Source organism: Chryseobacterium sp. (assembly GCF_008014695.1).
Classification (GTDB): domain Bacteria; phylum Bacteroidota; class Bacteroidia; order Flavobacteriales; family Weeksellaceae; genus Kaistella.
In genome coordinates, this window is the sequence record NZ_VOXE01000003.1 from 97,815 (window position 1) to 112,668 (window position 14,854).

The window sequence follows — 14,854 nt, forward strand, 5'->3', positions numbered from 1 at the left end:
TTAATGTTTTTTTGGAAGGCCAAATTTACGGATTAAAGGTGGTTTAGAAAAATCGTATTTTTGCCGGATTAATATGGAGAAAAAATCAGTTATAATAATTGGGGGCGGCGCAGCAGGTTTTTTTTGTGCAGCAAATCTGGACGAGAACAAATTCAGTGTAACGATACTGGAACAGAATACCGACGTACTGCAGAAAGTAGAAATTTCCGGCGGCGGAAGGTGCAATGTGACTCATGCCTGCTTCGATCCGAAAGAACTGGCGCGTTTTTATCCGCGTGGAAATAAGGAACTTTTGAGTGTTTTTCACAAATTTCAGCCGGGCGACACGATGGAATGGTTCGACCAACGAAACGTTCCGCTAAAGATTGAAGATGACAACCGCGTTTTTCCCGAAAGCAATTCCTCTCAATCCATCATCGATGCGATGGTAAACGAGGTTTTAAACAGGAATTTCGCGGTTAAAACCCAGTCAGTTGTGGTAGAGATCGAAAAAAAAGAGCACCAGTATATCATCAGAACAAATTCAGGAGTGTATTACGCTGATTTCGTGGTGTACGCGACCGGCAGCTCACCAAAATCTTTGAAACTGATTCAAAATCTTGGACATAAAATTGTGGAACCCGTTCCTTCGCTTTTTACTTTCAATATTAAAAACGAAGCCTTGAAAGACCTGATGGGAACCAGTTTTCCTTATGCTGAAGTCTCAATTCCACAGCTGAAAATGGAGGAAAGCGGACCGATGCTGATTACGCATTGGGGACTTTCGGGACCGGCAATTCTTAAAATTTCCGCCTGGAAAGCGCGCGAACTTGCCGATTTGAAATACCGTTTCGATATTCTGGTGAATTTCATCGGAATGGATACCCAAACAGCGGAAGAAATTTTCAGAAATTTCAGAGAAGAAAATCCTAAGAAATCAATTGGGACTTCAAAAATATTCGATATTACCACAAGATTCTGGCACCGTATTCTATGGCTCTCGAAGGTAGACCTTGACAAGAACATTTCCAATATTTCTGCTAAAGAACTTCAGCTGATTCTACAGAACCTCTGTAAAAATCTGATGACGGTTTCCGGAAAATCTACCTATAAAGATGAGTTTGTAACTGCCGGCGGTGTGGATTTAAAGGAAATCAATTTCAAAAACATGAGGTCGAAAATCCTCGATAACTTCTATCTCGCCGGAGAAGTGCTGAATATAGATGCTGTGACAGGAGGTTTTAATTTTCAGGCGTGCTGGAGTGAAGCCTGGCTCATCGCGGAAGATCTCAACGATGCCTAAATTAACTTTAATTATTCTTCTATTTCTTCCATTCAAACCATGTATTTTGAAGCGGATAAAAATCTGACAGAATATCTTAAATTTGCAGAAAATTAGGCGGATTTTATCCGTCTTCATTATTACCAAAAAATATGAAAGTTGTTGTCGGTCTGTCGGGAGGTGTAGATTCAAGTGTTGCAGCGTATTTGCTTCAGCAGCAGGGTCATGAAGTGGTTGCTCTTTTTATGCGCAACTGGAATGATGCTTCCGTAACGCTGGAAGATGAATGTCCGTGGATCGAAGACAGCAATGATGCGCTTCTTGTTGCCAAAAAACTGGGAATTCCTTTTCAGGTGATTGATATGAGCGATCTTTACAAAGAAAGAATCGTTGATTACATGTTTGCAGAATATAAAAGCGGCCGGACTCCGAATCCGGATGTGCTCTGCAACCGCGAGGTAAAATTCGATGTTTTTATGAAAACTGCACTTTCGCTCGGTGCCGATAAAGTCGCAACTGGTCATTACGCTAGGGTGGATTCTACTGTTGATGAAAACGGAAAGGAAACATTTCACCTCTTAGCCGGAAAAGATAACAATAAAGATCAGTCGTATTTCCTTTGTCAGCTGAATCAGGATCAGCTTTCAAAATCACTGTTTCCGATTGGTGAACTCACCAAACCGGAAGTCAGGGAAATCGCAAAAGAAATAGGCTTGGTCACTGCCGACAAAAAGGATTCCCAAGGTCTCTGTTTTATCGGGAAAGTAAGTTTGCCGATATTCCTTCAGCAGCAACTCGAACCAAAAGAAGGAGAAATTGTTGAAATTTTCAACGATTTTGAAGGATTTCAGCAAAATTTGCCTGAGTTTTCTTCAAAATTGGAAGAGCTCCAATTCCTGTCAAAAAAAACAGTCTATAAGAAATCCGATGGAAAAGTCATCGGAAAACACCAGGGCGCCCATTATTTTACGATCGGCCAAAGCAAAGGTCTCGGCATTGGCGGCCATAAGGAGTCATGCTTCATCATCTCCAGAAATATGGAGGACAACATTATTTTTGTTGGCGAAGGGAAAAATTTTCCGGGACTTTTCCGGAAAGCTTTAAAAATTGAAAATAGTGATGTACATTGGGTCCGCGACGATTTAAGACTGAAAAACGGAGAACAGTTGGCTGTAAAAGCCAGAATCCGTTACCGTCAGGCACTCGAAAACGCGGTGCTGTATCAGTTTGAGGAAGGTTTTTATATCGAGTTTGAAAACCCGCAGTCTGCCATTGCCGAAGGACAGTTTGCAGCGTGGTATCTGGACGACGAATTGTTGGGAAGCGGCGTAATTTCTTAATTCTTCATCAGTTCCCTGGCCTGGGAAACCGCAGCATCCGTGATTTTACTTCCCGAAAGCAGCTGCGCTATTTCCTGCAGTTTCTCTTCTGAATTCAGAGAAATAATATTCGTCTGCGTTTTATTCGAAATTTCTTCTTTTACCACTTTATAATTATCATTTCCTTTCGCAGCGACCTGCGCAAGGTGAGTGATGACGATGAGCTGCATGTTTTCGGACATTTCACGCATCACATTGCCCATTTCTTCGGCAACTTTTCCGGAAACTCCGGTGTCGATTTCATCCAGGATCAGCGTGGGAAGTTCAGCATTTTCCGCCATAAGCTTTTTAACGGAAAGCATTACCCTGGAACGTTCACCGCCCGAAATTGCTGACTGTATCGGTTTCAAAGGGAAACCGGCATTCGCCTGAAACAGCAACTGAATATTTTCCTTCCCGAAAGACGTGAAATTTTTATTTTCCGTGAGCTGTACTTCCACTTTTGCCTTTTCGAGTCCGAGTTGCTTCAGAAGACTTTCAATTTTGCTGATGAATACAGGTGCCGATTTTCTGCGGTTTTTTGAAAGCTGATCGGTCAGTTGTGTCAGACTCTTTTCCAGCATCAAAATTTTCTTTTCGGTTTCAGAAATAAAAACTTCCACTTCCGAGAATCCCTGCTGTTCACCGGAAAGTTTTTCGCGGATTTCAATGAGTTCATCCACCGAATTTACATGATGTTTCAGGAACAGCGCATTGATTTGATTAATTTTGGCATTCAGTTCTTCGACAAGGGTTGGATTGGTGATCAGATCCTCGGCTTCATCGGAAAGTTCGAGAATAATATCCTTGAATTCGAGAAAATTCTCTTCCAACCGTTGGTGAAACGCGGTGAACTGGTGTGAAAGTTCCGCAATTTTTGAAAGCCTGGAACGCACATCAACCAAAGAATCGATGATTCCCACCTCATCCGAATCGGTTCTGGTGAAAATCTGGGCCAGGTTTTCAGAAATCGTTCCGAGATTTTCCTGGGTATTCAGTTGATTCTGCAGTTCTTCCAGATCAATGTCTTCGAGATGGTTTTCTTCGAGTTCATTCAAAAGAAAATTGCGGTAATCTGCTTCCTTATTTCCTTCAAGGAGTTGTGATTTAAGATGTTCCAGTTCTTTTTTAAGTTTCTGGAAGTCAGAGAATTCAGATTGATATTGGAGAATTAATGTTTTGTTTTCGGATAGTGCATCCAGAATCCTGAACTGGTATTCTTCATCAAAAAGATTGGATGTCTCGAACTGGGAATGGATATCGACGAGCCTTTCAGAAAGGGTTTTCAGGATTTCCAAAGTCACGGGAACATCGTTGATAAAAGCCCTGGATTTCCCGGTTGGCAGGATTTCGCGGCGGATAACCGTCTGGTTTTCAAAATCGAGATCATTCTGCTCAAAAAAATCTTTAAAATGGTCATTCAAAGAAAATTCGGCTTCCACAATGCTCTTTTTATCGCTGTTCTGTAACGATTTTGCATCGGCTCTTTCCCCTAAAATAAGGCGTAAAGCTCCCAAAATAATGGATTTTCCGGCCCCGGTTTCTCCTGTAATCACCTGTAAACCTTTGTTCAAAGTAATTTCGAGGGAATCGATGAGCGCAAAATTCTGAATAAATATTCTTGAAAGCATGGGTTGGAGGACGGATTACAAATTAGAAACGTTTAATGAATCGCGAATTTAGGGATAAATTGGAGAATTGCCTCCCGAAGATGGAGATAAAAATAACAGTCGAATTCAGACTATTGCCATTCAGTTATTTCCATTTGTTCCATTTAGTGTCGGTATATTTCGGCACCAAAGTAATCATCAGCTGCTTCAGATCTGCCATGTTGGCTGCCCCGTTATTCCCTTCGGCGAAGATGTTGTAAATTTCATCATTCTTCGTATCCACGAAAAGATTGATGGGATAATTCATCTGAAAATTATTTTCATAGTATTTAAGCTGAAGAAGCGCATCGGCAATAATTTTTTTCGCCTGAGTCTGATCCTGATTACCTAAATTATCCAGACCGGCTCTGTGATAGGTGTAATAAACATTGCGAAGCGTGTTTGAATTGGGGTTTAAAAGACCGTTAACTAGGGAAGCCCTGGTTCTGGGACCTTCAACTTCGGCCCAGCCTTCATAACCTCTGTTCTGGGAGTTTTGGGAAATCAGCTGCGATTTTGTGAACCACTGCTGGCCACCGTTTACCTGAAAACCGTCAGCATCATAGCCAAGCACTAAATAAACGTAAAAACTGATTACATCGATGAGATTTTTCCCTGAAAACTGTCTTTCGTTGAAGATCAGATTTTCATTTTCCACATATTCGAAAGAAAATTTGGTGTCGTTTAAATTCAGAAGCGGCGATTCATAACTGGAATTGAAAACCGGTCTTACTGCCTGAACAACAATACTCCCTTTAAAGACATTTCCGTTACGTTCTGTAATGACGAGGGCAAAATTGGATTTTATTTTCTCGAAATTCTGAAGTTTTTTCCCTGTCCAGCTCGTGTTGTTGATGAAATCACGGAGGTTCTTCTCCAGAGATTTATACACCTGCTGGTTACTTCCGCCCATCACCTGTGAGTTAACCTGAACGGTTGCAAATATTTCCTGCGAAAAAGCAAGATTTGCACTAAGCAGGAGGATGAATATTGTAAAAAATTTCTTCATAATGGTTTTATAATTTGAAAACGGGAATTCGCGCCGTTTATTTTAAAATTTTGATTTCCACAAAATTGAGGATATCTTTTGCGACCTCATCTTTTGATTTTAAAGAAAACTCCTGCTTTTCCGTTGATGTGAGAATTTTTATTTTATTGGTGTCGCCCCTAAAACCGGCGCCTTGGTCGCGGAGCGAATTCAGCACAATCATATCCAGATTTTTCTTCTGAAGTTTTCCAGCGGCATTTTCCTCTTCATTTTGGGTTTCCAGGGCAAACCCTACTAGGAACTGATGGGTTTTTCTTTCGCCCATCGTCGCTAAAATATCAGGGTTCTTCACCAATTCAATGGTCAGAGAGTTTCCACTTTTCTTGATCTTTTCAGTCGCGGTTTCTTTTGGAGCATAATCTGCTACAGCAGCACTTGCTATTGCGATATCCGAGTTTTCATAATGTCTGAAAACTTCATCAAACATTTCCTTTGCCGTATTGATGCGGAAGAGTTCAATATTTTCATGAACTACCTTCTCTGCGCTGGGCCCGGAAATTAAAATCACGGATGCCCCGCGTTTTGCCGCTTCTTCAGCCAATGCAAACCCCATTTTTCCGGAAGAATGATTTCCGATAAAACGAACAGGATCAATGGCTTCATACGTTGGACCCGCGGTTATAAGAACCGTTTTTCCAACTAAATTTTTACTGCTACTTGTAGTGAAGAAATCTTCAATAGTTCGGGCAATTGTTTCGGGTTCTGCCATCCTTCCCTGTCCGACAAGACCGCTTGCCAATTCACCGCTTTCGGCAGGAATAATAAAATGTCCGAAATCTTCAGCAATTTCAAGATTCTGTTTGGTGGACGGATGCTGGTACATTTCAAGATCCATTGCCGGCACAATGAATACTGGACATCTCGCCGACATATACGTTGCGATGACCAGGTTGTCACAAATCCCATGAACCATCTTTCCCAGGGTGTTTGCGGTGCAGGGAGCCATTATTATGACATCTGCCCAAAGTGCAAATTCCACATGATTGTTCCAAGTCCCGTTTTGATCATAAAAATCAGAGTATACCGGATTTTTTGAAAGCACAGAAAGGGTGAGTTTCGACACAAACTGCTCTGCTGAAGGAGTCATCAGGATCTGAACTTCTGCACCTTTTTTAACAAGATCGCGGATCAGGAGATTAATCTTATAGGCAGCGATTCCGCCCGAAACGGCAATCAGTATCTTTTTCCCGGAAAGATTCATTTTAGAATTTTATGTTACGAATTTACTTATTTTATTTAAAACCTCTGAGGTCATAAAAAACAAAAGTCACAAAAGAGAAAACCCGTTTGTGACTTTTGCAGATATTTAATAGTATTAAATTTTTTCCTCTGTTTTTCTGAAATAAATTTCATCATTCAGAAATTCATCAATAGCAATGGAAGTAGGTTTCGGAAGCTTTTCATAATGCTTGGAGATTTCAATCTGCTCTCTGTTTTCAAAAACTTCTTCCAGAGTTGAATTGTGTACCGCAAATTCGTCGAGTTTTCCGTGCAGTTCGCTGCGGATTTCCGCATTGATCTGTTCTGCTCTTTTACCCATTATTACGATGGCTTCATAGATAGAATCCACTTTTTCCTCAATCTTATCTTTGTCGTAAGTGATCGTGCTTAACTCTGCCTTACTTTCTTTTATGTTCATCTTCAGTATTTTACTTAATTTAATCTGCAAAAATACAAATTATTTTTTGATATCGAAAACGGCAGCAGGTGGCGGCGTTGCAAGGGCAGCACTGTCTCTCTGGATTTGTTCTGCGGCTTTCTGATCATCTTCCTGTTTGTTTAGCTGTTGCTGAGTCATATTTTTCTCTGCTAACCGCTCTTCCTCACGTTTCTGTTTTGCTGTAAACGCAGTTCTTCTAGCTTCTATATCCTGTTGAAGTTTTGCAAAATTTGCCTGTTCTTTAACCAGTTTGTCTCTTAAGTCCAAAGCTGTTTTCGAATATTCACTATCCGGCAATTCTTTTTCAACCGTTTTTGTAAAGGCCACGGCATTCTCCAGTCTTTCTTTTTTTAGTTCATACACTGAATTTACGGCAAGTTCATACCGCGACTTCATTATATAATCATAAATCTTCGGACGAAGTTTCGTGCTTGGAAAATCGTTCAGCACATTCTCCAAAGCAACATTTGCCGCTTTATAAGATCCCATTTTATAATACTGACTGGCGTTTTGGTATGCTTTAAATTCAAGTTTATACGTCAATTCGTCAATTAACTGACCAATGTTCTTAGACCTTTCGGAATCGGGATAATTATTCAGAAAATCCTGGAGCTCATTAATAGCCAGTTCTGTACTCGTCTGATCCAGGTTATAATCCATGGAACCTTCGTAATAGCAGAGTGCAGACATGTATGCAGCTTCTTCTTTTCGGGGTTCTTTAGGAAAACTCACCGCAAAATTTTTGAACTGATGCCCCGCCAATTTATAATTTTTGTCGTAATAATTCGCGTACGCTGAGTTAAATATAACATTTGCCAAATCATCAGTACCAGCAACCAGATTGGTAACGCGCTCATAAAGAGCTAGGGCGTCGGCCCATTTCTTGTTCGCAAATTTTTCGTTGGCAACTTTCAGAATAAAATTCTTGTCGGCACTTTTCATAGCCATATCCTGTTGCGATCTGCAGGCTGAAACTACTATAACAGCAACAAGAATCAATATATACTTTTTCATAGACTTCACTGTAAAGAGACCTTTTAAAAAATTTTAAGTTCTCCGCCTGCAAAAATATAACTTTTTTGCCAATTGCTTTTGTTTTATGAATATTTAACTCTTTTTATTCCTGTGTGAACCCCAAATTCATAAAAACGGATATCAGAATATTGGCTTTCACTTTTTTTTCTGCCTCTTTTAGATAATTAGAATCTTTAGAATTGGGAAGATAAATTTCGTAGAACTTCGGATTCCGGATAACAAAAAGTGTGGCTCCCATTACATTTGTCAGGACATCTTCAGGCTTAACGGCAAATGTGAAAACGCCCGATGCCACTCCTTTTTTAATGACTTCATCAATTTTCATGACTGCAAGCTGATAAAAATCCAGGAGTTCATCTTTCAGATGATCTGTATGCCGGAATTCCTGCGTGACAAAACCGTGAAAATAATTATACTTAAAAAGCTGAGAAACAATGTATTTCAGAATTTCTTTCATTTGCATTTCTGGTTTCCCGTCTTTGATGGTTTCGGTAAACTCTGAAAAATTCGCGCGCGTTTTCTGAACCCTGTACTGATACAGATACACCATCATTTTTTCCTTGGAACCGAAATAATAGGAAATCATCGCCACATTAATGCCCGCTTTCGCCGAAATATCCCGTACCGATGTGCCTTCAAAACTTTTTTGGGCAATCAGTTCTTCCGCTACCTCTAGTATATGTATCTGTTTATCTGTAAATTTCTTACCCATATTGTTTCCGTTGAAGTAAAATTAACGTTTTTTTAACAGATAAACAAGCGTTTAAAGCATTAAAGCCAAATTTTCTTAAATTTGGGAATGCTTTTATTTGATTTCCATCATCACTATTTCAATAGCGTTTCAGGCATTTATAATCTGGGCTGTGGCGAAGAATTACCCCCCGCTCTTTTTTCGGCAGGAATTCATCCCAGTGAAACTGCAGAAAATATGGAGGAAAAATTTAGGTGGTTAAAAGAAGTTTCAAAAAATGATAAATGTGTCGCCATCGGTGAATGCGGGCTTGACGGAATAATAAAACCTGACCGTCAAATTCAGGAAGAGGTTTTTGTAAAACAGATCGAATGGGCCAATGAAATCAAGAAACCGCTCATCATTCACTGTGTGAAAATGTTTTCAGATCTTATTCGTTTGAAAAAAAAAGCTAATGTACCCATGATCGTACACGGTTTCAACAAAAGAAAAACGATTGGTCTGGAACTGCTGAAAAATGATTTTTTTTTGAGTTTCGGAAAATCTGCTTTGTATAATGTAAATTTGCAGGATTTTTTAAGCGAAGTCCCAACTGAAAAATTATTCCTGGAAACCGATACCGCTGACTTCGACCTCAGGGAATTATATGAACTCACCGCCCGTTTGAAAAACACAACTCCGGAAGAACTGAGTAAAAAAATAAAAGACAACCTTGAGTTTTTAAAAATTACCATATAAAATGCAAAACATCTGGCTCGAACGAACCGAACTCCTCATTAAAGAAAAAGGTCTTGAGAAACTTCAGAATGCTAACCTGCTTGTCATCGGTTTAGGCGGAGTTGGGTCTTTCGCGGCAGAATTTCTGGCAAGAGCGGGAGTCGGATTTATGACGATTGTGGATGGAGATACCGTCGATATTACGAATATTAACCGTCAGCTTCCCGCTCTTCATTCAACGGTTGGAAAGGCAAAAGTTGAAATTGTTGCCGAAAGGATTCTTGACATCAATCCCCGGTTAAGTTTAACAAAAATCAATGAATTCCTGAATCCGGAACGCATGGAAGAAATCATTGATTCCCAGAAATTCGATTATATATTAGACTGTATCGACAGTGTGACGCCGAAAATCACACTCATCAAGACCGCAAAGCGTAAAAAAATCAAAATCGTAAGCTGTATGGGAGCGGGTGGGAAAATGGATCCGGCAAAGGTCATGGTTCGTGACATCAGCAAAACATACAATTGTTATCTGGCAAAAAATGTCCGGAAACGATTGAAAAAAGACAATATCAATAAGGGAATACGCTGCGTTTTTTCAAATGAAATTCAGGATGAGGAAAGCCTGAAAATGACCGACGGAACCAATTATAAACGTTCTTTTTACGGTACCGTGAGCTTTATGCCTGCCATTTTCGGACTTTATGCAGCTGCGGAAGTCATTAATCATCTAATTAAAAAGCATGACTGATTTTAAATTTCCCAAAGCAGAAAAACTGAAACAAAAAAGGGAAATCGATTTGCTTTTTGCGAAAGGAAAGTGGCTTTCCCTTGAAAATCTGAGGATCATTTCGATTGATCTGGACAAAAATCCGCAGGAAGATTTTGAAATTGCCAATCAAAAATTTGGAGTATCGGTTTCAAAAAAATATTTCAAAAGAGCCACTGACCGGAACCGCATCAAAAGACTGTTGCGCGAAGTTTACCGCCATAACAAAGATCTGTTTCTGGAACATTTTGGTCTTCATTCTGTTTCCATGCTTTTCTGGGTTTCCGGCGAAAAGCCATCCGATCTAAAATCTCTTGAAGATAATTTTGTAAACCTCTGTAAATCAAAAAAATAATTTCCAGAGACTCACCTGCTTTTTGTAAATTTGGTTAGACTTAACCATTAAATTTACGCAAATGCTGGAAAATATTCCCTATTTACCTTACGCAATCAGCGCTTTCATCGGCATTGGTTTGGCCGCAGCAACCGGCTTCAGGGTTTTTCTTCCCATGTTCGCCGTGAGTCTGGCTTCATTTATGGGCTGGATCCCGATGCATGAAAATTTTGACTGGTTGGCAGGACTTCCTATACTGATCACGACAGGAATTGCGACGGTCGTGGAAATTCTGGCATATTACATTCCATTTGTAGATCATCTTTTAGATACGATGTCGGTTCCGTTGGCGACCATTGCAGGTTCGGTGATGTTTGCGAGTCAGTTTGCGGATATCGGAACTTTTCCGCAATGGGCTTTGGCTTTGATTGCTGGTGGTGGTACCGCAGCGGTCATCAGTTCGGGGTTCGCAGGAACGCGCGCTGCGTCGACCGCTACCACAGGAGGTTTGGGGAATTCGGTGGTGGCGACAACAGAGACCGCGGGAGCCGGAATCATGTCGTTTTTAGCATTGGCAGCACCGGTGATCGCATTTGTTGCAACGTTACTTCTGCTGATTACTGTATTTGTTTTAGGCAAAAAAATTTGGCGACGTCTGCGCCGTACTGGTAAGGATAATGCTCCGAATCCAACATAGTAGATAAAAAAAACGCCCATTGCTGAGCGTTTTTTTATTGATTTTTTCTCAATTCTTTGATTTCCTGAATCCGGGTATCGAAAATCACTTTCTTTTCCGGATGTTTTTCAGATAAGATTCCGTATGCTTTGATGGCTTTCGAAAAGAGTTTCTGGTCTGTATAAATTTTCGCCAGCGTTTCAGTCATGAGATGGGAAATATCATCTCCTTTTTCCTTAACCACAAAAGTAGATTCTTCTTTCAGCTGAGAGATTCTCGGTTCTTTCTCAATAAAGTTTTCGATCACTTTAGTTTTGATCTCTTCTCTTGAAACCTCCCCCTTTTCTTCATTTTTTGAAGAATTCCTGTCGATTTTCAGCCAGTTTTGCCAGGTATTGATGAAAGTGGGAACATTGCTATCAGGAAGTGCAGCAGGTTCTGAAACTGCTTTTGCTTCCTTCTTATCCTCGTTATCTTCTTTTTTTGAATCAATTGCCGAGACGTTCTGCGTGAAAAAAGATACATTGAAAACAGGTCTTTCATCGGATTTGGCTTCCGCTGGAGGAGCGATTTGTGGCTCCGATTTAGTGTTAATTGGTGCGGAAATGACCGGTTTTTCGACAGGTTTGTCTTCTGAAACCTGAGCTTTACTGATTAATGAATCCGGAATGTTATTGGAAAATTGCATCGGTTTCCAGACTGGTTTTTCAGAATCAACAGTATTAATATTGGTTTCAGCAGGTTTTTCTGTTTTAATGAGGTTATTTTCATCAGAATTTTCCGGTTTTTCAGGAACTTTTAGGCTGTCTTTCCCTTCACTTTCAGATACCGCCGCCTTTGGAGTCGTAATTTCGAAACTTTGGATGTCGGAGAAATTCACATCGGTATTCTGAACAGGTTCTTCTTCTTTCTTAGCCGGTTCTTTTTTAGTGCGCTGGACTTTTGCTTCCACCTCTGCAATCAGGCGCTTCATTTCCTCATCATTTTTATCCGTTTGAGGTTTCGGAATTTTATACGTCTCCGAATTTGAACCGGCAGAAATTTTAATTTCCGGCAGAAATTCGTCGAGACCATGAAAACTCAGTTCAGCAGCATTCTCAACCGTTCCTACGACAGCAGAAATTGTACCCGGATGAATAACCGTTTCAGTTGAAAAAGTTTCAGGCTTTACCACTTCTGAACTCTGATCAGGCTGCACCTGAAGAGGTTCGCTTTTGATTTCCTGCGAGACTTCTTCAACAAAAGGTTTTTCCGCTTCCGGAATCTTCGCTGCAGTTGGATTTTGTGTAACAATCTGTCCGGATTCTTTTGTGGATTCGATATCAATTACTTCATTCTCCCTTTCCATAAAATCTTCTTCCCCTTCAAATAAAATCCGGTTCAGGGCGCCTTTAACAAATACAGGTTCCGGCGCAATAACGGGTACAGCTTTAATCTCTTCGTAAACTGTTTTCGGCTGCTCTTCGCTTTGCTCTTCTATAATTCCCGATGTCTTTGCTTCGGATTTTTGAATAACGCTTTCTTCCGGAATGTTTTTCTCCTGGAAGTTTTTCGTGATGAACTGATACAGTATTTTTTTATCGGTGGTGTAAGCCGCTGTCCTGGAAAGTTCTGCCTGATAATTTTCAGGACTGAATTTCCGGGTTGCGAATAAATGCAGGGCCCTGATATTCTGGATATATGGAAACTTACCGATTTCCTGTTCGAAGGTGTTTATATCTTCGGAACGGAGGTTTTCGGGATTTCTGATTACTTCTAAAATTCTGGTATTTATCATGTTACCAATTGGCTACAATATCGTTAAAAATTTTGTTGATGATTCTTTCATTCACTAATTTAACCTGTGAAACTTCTATCTGATTGATGTCGAGATCGCTGCTGAACACCGCTTCATCAGAATAAGTCCGGTCGAAACTTTTTTCCGGCTCAATTTTATTTTCGTAATGCACTTTCACGGTTATGGTAAGTTTGTTCTGGGCCGCCTGAATATTCCCGCCCGGAGAATCTACGGGACTTGAAATAGTAGTCGGCGAAATGATATAATCGGAAATTTCCCCTTCAATTAAGATATCCGGATTTTCCTTGGTTCCCTTTAAGGTGGTTCGTTGCAGAAAACGGTTTTGGATATCGGTTGAAAACTGCTGCGCCAGACTCGGGTTTACCAGAGCTGCATTATTGGGAAAATCGCTGATCTGAATGGTTTTGGTTTCCGGACTGAGTGATGAACCCGTGAAACTGTAACACGACTGGAAAAGAATGGTAAAAAGGAATAAGAATCCCGTGAAAGCTGTAAATTTTCTGATGTTAAAATTCATATTAATCGTCAAGATTATACTGTTTGATTTTTCGGTAAAGGGTCCGCTGTGAAATTCCGAGTTCGTCGGCTGCTTTGTTTCTGCGTCCTTTATGTTTTTCGAGTGCCTTCACAATAAGTTCCCTTTCATTATTCTGAAGCGAAAGTGAGTCGGGCTTTGCCTCCTCCATTTCAATGTCTTCCACATCATCATATTCCTCATTGGTATCGGAAAAAATAGCCGGATTGTGCACCTGAGGTTTGTTGTTTTCAAAATACAGCAGCGAATTCGGATTCTGGGACTGCGTTTCGGGCGTGAAGACCCTGTTGATAAGGTTTTTTTCCTGATTGCTCAAGTCCCCGTTGCCGCGGTTTTTAATAAGTTCGGAAGTTAGGGATTTTAAATCATTAAGGTCATTGCGCATGTCGAAAAGGATCTTGTACATGATTTCCCTTTCCGAATGAAATTCATTTGAAGAGACTGCATTTCCCCTTTGAATAACAGCAGGAAGCTGAGCCTGCATCGGAATATATTCACTAAGTTTTACAGAATTTACGGTTCTGTTTTGTTCAACCACCGTCATCTGTTCCACGAGGTTTCGCAACTGACGGATATTTCCGGGAAATGGGTAATTTTCAAGATATGTTACAGCATCTTCAGTTAAAACCAGTTCCGGCATCCTGTATTTTTCGGCAAAATCAATGGCAAATTTCCGGAAAAGCAAGTGAATATCTCCTTTTCTTTCGCGCAAAGGCGGCATATCAATCTGTACCGTATTCAACCGGTAATATAAATCCTCACGGAAGCGGCTGTCATCAATCGCCTTCAGCATATTCACGTTGGTGGCCGCGACAATTCTCACATTGGTTTTCTGAATCTGGGAAGATCCCACTTTCATAAATTCGCCGCTTTCCAGAACGCGGAGCAGTCTGACCTGAGTCTGCAAAGGCAGTTCGCCCACCTCATCCAGAAAAATGGTTCCGCCATCTGCCACTTCAAAATATCCTTTTCTGGTAGAAGTTGCCCCTGTAAATGCTCCTTTTTCGTGTCCGAAAAGTTCAGAATCAATGGTTCCTTCAGGAATTGCACCACAGTTTACGACAATATACGGCTGGTGTTTTCTGCGCGATTCGGAATGGATGATTTTCGGAATAAATTCTTTTCCAACACCCGATTCCCCCATTACTAAAACAGAAATATCGGTTGGAGCCACCTGATTGGCTTTTTCAAGGGCGCGGTTAAGTGCCGGGAAATTTCCGATGATGCCGAAACGGGTTTTAATGGATTGTAAATCTGTCATTTTTCTAAATTTTCTATGATTCCGAAGACGTTTAAGAGGTTCAATTTCCTTTAAAGCAGAAT

At 40.6% G+C, this 14,854-nt stretch carries 15 protein-coding genes; 6 read left to right on the forward strand and 9 right to left on the reverse strand.

What is annotated here, in order from left to right; genetic code table 11:
• Nucleotides 1–73 precede the first annotated feature (73 nt).
• A complete protein-coding gene (locus FUA25_RS08230) occupies nucleotides 74–1,282 on the forward strand; it encodes an NAD(P)/FAD-dependent oxidoreductase (protein ID WP_147756441.1) in 1,209 nt (402 codons plus the stop codon).
• A gap of 131 nt (nucleotides 1,283–1,413) precedes the next feature.
• Complete coding sequence (gene mnmA, locus FUA25_RS08235; protein WP_147756442.1) at nucleotides 1,414–2,601, forward strand: tRNA 2-thiouridine(34) synthase MnmA; 1,188 nt, start codon at nucleotides 1,414–1,416, stop codon at nucleotides 2,599–2,601.
• Here mnmA and FUA25_RS08240 read toward each other — a convergent pair.
• The 6 genes from FUA25_RS08240 to FUA25_RS08265 form a co-directional block, all read right to left on the reverse strand.
• On the reverse strand, nucleotides 2,598–4,250 hold the full coding sequence (locus FUA25_RS08240; RefSeq protein WP_147756443.1) for a DNA repair protein RecN: 1,653 nt from the start codon (nucleotides 4,248–4,250) through the stop codon (nucleotides 2,598–2,600). The genes mnmA and FUA25_RS08240 overlap by 4 nt on opposite strands.
• Nucleotides 4,251–4,374: 124 nt before the next feature.
• The gene (locus tag FUA25_RS08245; protein ID WP_147756444.1) at nucleotides 4,375–5,277 is read right to left on the reverse strand and encodes a DUF4835 family protein; all 903 of its coding nucleotides are present in this window, start codon (nucleotides 5,275–5,277) and stop codon (nucleotides 4,375–4,377) included.
• 37 nt (nucleotides 5,278–5,314) lie between these two features.
• The gene (coaBC, locus tag FUA25_RS08250) at nucleotides 5,315–6,517 is read right to left on the reverse strand and encodes a bifunctional phosphopantothenoylcysteine decarboxylase/phosphopantothenate--cysteine ligase CoaBC (RefSeq protein WP_147756445.1); all 1,203 of its coding nucleotides are present in this window, start codon (nucleotides 6,515–6,517) and stop codon (nucleotides 5,315–5,317) included.
• 114 nt (nucleotides 6,518–6,631) lie between these two features.
• Nucleotides 6,632–6,955, reverse strand: coding sequence for a DNA-directed RNA polymerase subunit omega (locus tag FUA25_RS08255; RefSeq protein WP_147756446.1), 324 nt, complete (start codon nucleotides 6,953–6,955; stop codon nucleotides 6,632–6,634).
• 39 nt (nucleotides 6,956–6,994) lie between these two features.
• A complete protein-coding gene (locus FUA25_RS08260; RefSeq protein ID WP_147756447.1) occupies nucleotides 6,995–7,990 on the reverse strand; it encodes an outer membrane protein assembly factor BamD in 996 nt (331 codons plus the stop codon).
• 103 nt (nucleotides 7,991–8,093) lie between these two features.
• On the reverse strand, nucleotides 8,094–8,723 hold the full coding sequence (locus FUA25_RS08265) for a TetR/AcrR family transcriptional regulator (RefSeq protein WP_147756448.1): 630 nt from the start codon (nucleotides 8,721–8,723) through the stop codon (nucleotides 8,094–8,096).
• An 87-nt stretch (nucleotides 8,724–8,810) separates the two neighbouring features.
• Between FUA25_RS08265 and FUA25_RS08270 the strand changes: the two genes are divergently transcribed.
• The 4 genes from FUA25_RS08270 (at nucleotide 8,811) to FUA25_RS08285 (ending at nucleotide 11,219) form a co-directional block, all read left to right on the forward strand.
• Complete coding sequence (locus FUA25_RS08270) at nucleotides 8,811–9,440, forward strand: TatD family hydrolase (RefSeq protein ID WP_147756449.1); 630 nt, start codon at nucleotides 8,811–8,813, stop codon at nucleotides 9,438–9,440.
• A 1-nt stretch (nucleotide 9,441) separates the two neighbouring features.
• Nucleotides 9,442–10,170: a ThiF family adenylyltransferase gene (locus FUA25_RS08275; protein WP_147756450.1), complete on the forward strand. Its 729-nt coding sequence runs from the start codon at nucleotides 9,442–9,444 to the stop codon at nucleotides 10,168–10,170.
• Nucleotides 10,163–10,543, forward strand: coding sequence for a ribonuclease P protein component (gene rnpA / locus FUA25_RS08280; RefSeq protein ID WP_147756451.1), 381 nt, complete (start codon nucleotides 10,163–10,165; stop codon nucleotides 10,541–10,543). Before FUA25_RS08275 ends, rnpA begins: the two co-directional genes overlap by 8 nt.
• A gap of 61 nt (nucleotides 10,544–10,604) precedes the next feature.
• Nucleotides 10,605–11,219: a DUF4126 domain-containing protein gene (locus FUA25_RS08285; RefSeq protein WP_147756452.1), complete on the forward strand. Its 615-nt coding sequence runs from the start codon at nucleotides 10,605–10,607 to the stop codon at nucleotides 11,217–11,219.
• 34 nt (nucleotides 11,220–11,253) lie between these two features.
• On the opposite strand, the gene FUA25_RS08290 is transcribed toward FUA25_RS08285, so the two are convergent.
• Genes FUA25_RS08290 through FUA25_RS08300 form a run of 3 tightly spaced genes read right to left on the reverse strand, consistent with a single transcriptional unit; the run spans nucleotide 11,254 to nucleotide 14,792 of the window.
• Nucleotides 11,254–12,975, reverse strand: a complete 1,722-nt coding sequence (locus FUA25_RS08290) for a hypothetical protein (protein ID WP_147756453.1) — start codon at nucleotides 12,973–12,975, stop codon at nucleotides 11,254–11,256.
• Nucleotide 12,976: 1 nt separating this feature from the next.
• Nucleotides 12,977–13,513, reverse strand: a complete 537-nt coding sequence (locus FUA25_RS08295; RefSeq protein ID WP_147756454.1) for an LptE family protein — start codon at nucleotides 13,511–13,513, stop codon at nucleotides 12,977–12,979.
• Between the two features lies 1 nt (nucleotide 13,514).
• Complete coding sequence (locus FUA25_RS08300) at nucleotides 13,515–14,792, reverse strand: sigma-54 interaction domain-containing protein (RefSeq protein ID WP_147756455.1); 1,278 nt, start codon at nucleotides 14,790–14,792, stop codon at nucleotides 13,515–13,517.
• Nucleotides 14,793–14,854 lie beyond the last annotated feature (62 nt).